The organism is Methanococcoides seepicolus (assembly GCF_023684405.1).
Classification (GTDB): Archaea; Halobacteriota; Methanosarcinia; order Methanosarcinales; family Methanosarcinaceae; genus Methanococcoides; species Methanococcoides seepicolus.
Map to the genome: position 1 here is coordinate 1 of NZ_JAGSOI010000101.1, position 4,963 is coordinate 4,963.

Annotated in this window: 5 protein-coding genes and 2 pseudogenes; 2 read left to right on the plus strand and 5 right to left on the minus strand. The window is 36.1% G+C overall.

Annotated features, from left to right (window positions below; translation table 11 throughout):
• The 3 genes and pseudogenes from KDK67_RS13490 to KDK67_RS13500 form a co-directional block, all read right to left on the minus strand.
• A pseudogene (locus KDK67_RS13490) lies at positions 1-153 on the minus strand (IS66 family transposase); the annotation flags it as partial.
• A 153-nt stretch (positions 154-306) separates the two neighbouring features.
• Positions 307-1,908 carry a UvrD-helicase domain-containing protein gene (locus tag KDK67_RS13495; RefSeq protein WP_250869380.1) on the minus strand — a complete coding sequence of 534 codons (1,602 nt, stop codon included), beginning with the start codon at positions 1,906-1,908 and terminating at the stop codon, positions 307-309.
• Positions 1,865-2,530, minus strand: coding sequence for a UvrD-helicase domain-containing protein (locus tag KDK67_RS13500; RefSeq protein ID WP_250869381.1), 666 nt, complete (start codon positions 2,528-2,530; stop codon positions 1,865-1,867). Before KDK67_RS13500 ends, KDK67_RS13495 begins: the two co-directional genes overlap by 44 nt.
• A 276-nt stretch (positions 2,531-2,806) precedes the next feature.
• On the opposite strand from KDK67_RS13500, the gene KDK67_RS13505 reads away from it, so the two are divergent.
• Complete coding sequence (locus KDK67_RS13505) at positions 2,807-2,983, plus strand: hypothetical protein (protein WP_250869382.1); 177 nt, start codon at positions 2,807-2,809, stop codon at positions 2,981-2,983.
• Positions 2,984-2,992: 9 nt separating this feature from the next.
• Here the strand turns inward: KDK67_RS13505 and KDK67_RS13510 are convergent, their stop codons facing one another.
• Positions 2,993-3,784 (minus strand): ABC transporter permease, encoded by a 792-nt coding sequence (locus tag KDK67_RS13510; RefSeq protein WP_250869383.1) that lies wholly within the window; start codon positions 3,782-3,784, stop codon positions 2,993-2,995.
• 4 nt (positions 3,785-3,788) lie between these two features.
• A complete protein-coding gene (locus KDK67_RS13515; RefSeq protein ID WP_338101272.1) occupies positions 3,789-4,700 on the minus strand; it encodes an ABC transporter ATP-binding protein in 912 nt (303 codons plus the stop codon).
• Between the two features lie 130 nt (positions 4,701-4,830).
• Here KDK67_RS13515 and KDK67_RS14700 point away from each other — a divergent pair.
• A pseudogene (locus tag KDK67_RS14700) lies at positions 4,831-4,963 on the plus strand (IS1 family transposase); the annotation flags it as partial.

The following is a 4,963-nucleotide window of genomic DNA, read 5'->3' on the forward strand; positions in this document are numbered from 1 at the left end:
AACTCGTTCTTCGAGTTCTGTTATTCTAGCAGCCTGTAACTCGATGATCTTTTGTTGTTCAGCAATTATGTCGTATAACGTGGTGACAAGAGTAACAACTGCTTCTGGACCTTGTTCATAAACTGCTAGGATTTCTTTGCGTTTCGTAATCAATCACCTCGTGCCTGGTAAAACCAGGTTGAATTTCAGGGAGTGACTAAAATAGAGGCATAGTATATTGTTTTTTGGTAAAATCAATATCAAGCACTGATGGAATTGTGTTGAGTATTCTAAGTTTATATCAAATACGTGAGGATGGCTGAATAGTTACGAATATTCTTTTAATTTAGTTATCATTATGGGACTCTTGGCTATTCTAGAAAGAATCATTATGTCTTGTGGATCGTACCCATTTTGCAAGTATTCTTTTATGGTACTTACACAATGTTGAGCAATTTGTGTATAATAATTATCCACAAATTTAGAAGTGTGGACTGAAACATAAACTTTTATAGGTACCATGGTTTTATTTTTGGCGGAAGTTTTCTTATTAAGTTGAGAATTTCCATTGTGTTTTATAATTTCGGATCCTGTATCTACTATTGATTTGCAACTTCTATAGTTTACATTAAGATAGGTTACTGCAGGATGATCAAAATATTTATCAAAATGAACGAAAAAATCAAGATTCGAACCTGAGAAAGACATTATACTTTGCCAATCATCCCCAACACAAAATAATTTACAATTATCATTTTTGGCCATTAAGGAATTAATAAGATCATACCTTTGTGAACTGATATCTTGATATTCATCAATAAGAATATGGTCAAAACTATTTTTGTATAGATTTTCTTTTTGCTTGAGATTTTTTACAGCAAGGTTTATCATATCTGAATAATCAATTTTGTTTTCATATCGTAATTTATCTTCATAAATTGAATAAATCTTTAAAGCTATATTTGCAAATTCTCTTTGTTTTGGAGACCAAAGTTCACTATTAATTCTTTGTTCCACTTCTGCTGGAGATAAATTGTATGTTTTAGCTATAGTTATGAAGCTACCTATATCATAAGGAAGTTTTTTTACAGAAACTACACATTCTTTCCATACCCGATTTACGAGTTTATCATATGAAATAGGTATAAACTCGAAACTTTTTTCAGTGTTTTTTTCATTTAGTGCATTTAGTGCATTTAGTATTTTAGTTTCTAAAATTTGGATGAAGTTATCATGTTTAAAATCTTTGTGAGTAGTTTCTACTAACAAATATTTTTCTTGTTCTGCAAATTTCTTTTTTTTCTTGTCCATACCTTCTTTGTATGTTTTTGCAGGATTTTGTCCTTCAAACCATTCTGGAACATTTCCATTTTCATCAATGGCCCAATGCTCAAGATAAATATTATATTCTGGAAAGAAAAAATCAGGTTTTGGAATTTGAGTGTCTCCATTCTCTTTATTGTACTCCATCCATTTAGCCAAATTTTCATAGAGAACTTTTACTCTTCTACCATTTAGATTATGTGTAATGAAAAAATTCAGAATTTCTCTCTCAGCTTCGCTTTTTACTTTTGTACCATCTAAAGCAGTGTAAGTTAGGTTTCGCATATATTCATAATACACTTCTTTTTCGTCAAAATCTGATTTTGACTTGTATATTTCGCTATCCCCATATGTTTTCATGTAGTTAACAATCTCATTTTGAAATTTATTGTTCTTTTTTTCGTCGTTAAAAATTGATAAAACTAAATTTCTTTGTTCAGTTTCATCAGCAATTGTAGGTACTTTTTTGAAAACTTCCCGTAAAATTTCCAGACCAAATGAATGGAATGTTTTTACCTTGACATCAAAACCGAATCTTGTATCTAATCTATCATGTATTTCCCTAGCAGCTTTGTTTTGAAACGCAAGAAATAAGAATTTTCTCACAATCTATTGTATCCGGTTTTCGATCTATAAGGTATGCAATCCTTGTAATCAGAACTTCGGTTTTTCCAGAACCTGCTCCCGCAACTACTAAGTTATGAGTATCATCTGTTATTACTGAAACTTTTTGAGAATCGTCTAATGGAAAAGGAGATTTTTTAAACAAATAGTCGTATTCTAAAATTCTTTTTTCAATAAAATAACTATTATCATAATTTTCAAAATTGTCTTTTAATAAAACAATTATGCTAATAGATTCACTAATAAAACTATTGAAGTTATCATTAAAAAGCATTTTATTTTTTTTGAAAAATTGAAGATAAGTTAGGTATAAATCACATTTTCCAACTAATTCAGCTTTTTTACGATATATAAAAAATGTATCATTTATTGAATCATAGGTACAAATTAACTCATTGATTCGGATTTTAGTCTCATTTTCAACTTCATCTAGAATATTATCTTTCAAATTTATTAGTTCAGTCTTTTTTTTAGTGGCACTTCTAATTAAGAATATTCCTATAATTAAAGGAGAAAAAACAATACCTACAAATTTCAAACGATTCTGTTGCTTTATTTTTGATACTATGCATTTAAGCTCTGCAATTTTTTCGTCTGATGTCATATTAACCAAACTCATAGTGAAAATAGAATGAAATTTTTGAAGGAAGCTTATGCAACCGCATAACTATTAAAGAATTACTTCTATATAAAATTTAGCTGGTGCTGAATATAAATTTTTACAAATTAGTGGATTAACACCTGAATTAAAATTATAGATTTTAAATTAATATTAAAAATAAGTTTGGTGAGTCTTTTATATTTAGTAAATAAATTGCGTACAAATTACTTTTACGATATCTAAAAATAAAAGTTTAAAAACTAGAATTTGAACACACCAATGCCCAACAAAAAAGAAACCGACGAAGACCCATGCGAGCTGACCGAAGAGGAACTCGATGAACTTCTGATCGAAACTGCAAAAAAGGAGATAAGGTCCGATTACAGACGCAGTCTCGGATGTGAGAGTAGCCGTAGATGTATGGATACGGAAAGCTCTTCCTCAAAGAAAAAGTGAGTGTGAATCTCAGACGACCAGCCTTTTTTTCATCAGATTGACCGAAACGACAAAAACTATTGCGCAGACGACTATTATCCACAGGAGATTTGTCAGCAGGAACCAGCCCGGTGCTCCGAAGGTCAGTGCTCTTATTATAATTACAACGTGGGTCAGTGGCAATATTGCCAGTGCGACGTACTGGACAATTTCAGGCAGTACGTTAAGGGGGAAGAACGTTCCGCTAAAGAGGAACATCGGCGTGATGAAAAGCAGTATGGGATAATTGATGGACATTATGTTCGGGGTCACTGCTGCAATGCTCATTCCAATGCCTGCGAAGAGCAGACCTGCAAGGAAAGCGAATGGGATGATCAACAGTGAATGGGGAAAAGTGATGAGTCCGAACAATGCGATTACCGGGAGCATCAATGTGGCGCTTATCGTGCTGCGTGTGGCACCCCACAGCAATTCTCCGATTATGACATCCTCGATGCTCAAAGGAGTTGCAATGATGGCATCGAAGGTCTTTTGGTAGTACATCCTCACATAAGAACCATAGCTGCACTCAAAAAAAGCACCATACATCACAGAGACCGAGATCAGTGCCGGGGCTATGAACTTTGCATAGGGTACACCGTCTATCTCCTCGATGAACAGGCCTAACCCGAAGCCCATGGCAAAAAGGTAGAGCAAAGGCTCAATGAACGGGGGCAGGAAATTCAATTTGACGTTCTTCATGAAAACATCCTTGTTGCGCCGCCAGACCTTGAAGGCTCCGGATGTTAATTCCGGGGGTTTGAAATACATGCCTATGTCCATCTTCTCACTCCCTGAGCTTCCTTCCTGTCAGTTTCAGGAAAACGTCCTCAAGCGTCGCAGCGCGGGCAGTGACACTTGTCAATTTACATTCCGACAAGAGATGGTCGGTTATCTCCTGCGGCTTATCAGTATATATCTGGATCTCCTCCCCGAGCACCTCATAGTTTGCCTGATGAACATCAAGGCAGGAGATGGTATTAGGATCATTATCGGTCTCGACTATTGCAGGACCAATGTATTCCTGGATGAGATCTGTGGGACTGCCCTCAACGAGTATCTTTCCATTGTCCATGATGACAAGCCGGTCACATAATTGAGAGGCCTCTTCAAGATAATGTGTTGTGAGCACGATCGTGACGCCCTGTTTCTTGAGACCTTTGAGCTTGTCCCACATAAGATGCCTTGACTGGGGGTCAAGCCCCACCGTCGGTTCATCAAGTATCAGCAACCTTGGTTTGTTGATCAGTGCCCTTGCCAACACAAGACGCCTTTTCAGACCACCTGAAAGCGAGTCGGTCATGGTATCCCGTCTTTCGTCCAGATGCACGAACTCAAGGAGTTCGTCCACTCTTTTTTTAGCCTCATCCTCAGGGATGTCGAAGTAACGCGAGAAGATCAAAAGGTTCTCATAGACCGTAAAGTCAGGATCGAGATTATTCTCCTGAGGAACAACACCCATCTTGAACTTGATCTCCCGCTGATGAACGTTCACATCCATCCCAAAGACCTCCAGTGTGCCCGATGTCATCGGGGAGATACACTGTATCATACGCATGGTGGTTGTCTTTCCAGCTCCATTGGGTCCCAGAAAGCCGAACAGCTCCCCTTCATCGACAGAAAAAGCAACACTATCTACAGCCGTGAACTCGCCAAATTCTTTTCTGACATCTTTGCCTACGATAACTGGAGGAATGATATATCACCGATCTTTTCTTTGAACAAATATTGGTGTGAGAACTAATATATGTTTCTTATTTTTCGAATAAAAGGGTAGTCCATCAATATTTAGTTGATATTATGTAATGTGAATCATATACATATATATCATGGGGAAACGGGGACCAAAACCAAAATTTAATGATGTTGCTTGTCCTAATGAAGACTGTGAATACTATGGCCTTACTGGAAAAGGTAATGTTGTAGGTAATGGAACTTATCAGATCAAAGGTAAACGTATTA